The sequence below is a fragment of the Candidatus Poribacteria bacterium genome (assembly GCA_021295755.1).
GTDB lineage: Bacteria > Poribacteria > WGA-4E > WGA-4E > PCPOR2b > PCPOR2b.
This window is the reverse complement of the sequence record JAGWBT010000141.1, coordinates 373-806: the sequence shown is the minus strand read 5'-3', so window position 1 is coordinate 806 and position 434 is coordinate 373. Positions and strand designations below refer to the sequence as shown.

General features: G+C 52.3%; 1 protein-coding gene. It reads left to right on the top strand.

The genetic code is table 11. The features are described 5' to 3' along the window. A partial coding sequence (locus tag J4G02_18265) for a hypothetical protein (protein MCE2396480.1) occupies window positions 1–434 on the top strand: 434 nt, incomplete at both ends.

Below are 434 nucleotides of genomic sequence, written 5' to 3'. Positions count from 1 at the left end.
ATCTGCATCAATCTGACGGGCAAATTCCTCTCGGAAGATCGGCAGGTCAAAATTGCGACCAACATGCAGATTTACTGGGATGCAGCGTTTTTCTCTATCGGCGGGACGGACGTGCCGACCCGCATCACGACGCTATCTCCGAACCACACAGATCTCCACTACCGCGGCTTTTCCAAAATGTATCGTCCAACCCCCCATGCACCGCATCTGTTTGATTACAATAAGGTTACAACGGCAAAACAGTGGCGAGATTTGGCGGGGCATTACACCCGGTACGGAGAAGTGACGCGCTTGCTGGAAGAGATTGACGATATGTATGTCATCTTGAATGCTGGGGACGAGATGACCGTCGAGTTTGATGCGGCTGGACTGCCGCCATTGGAAGATGGCTGGGAACGGGATTTTATCCTCTACAGTGATGGCTGGGACAAGGA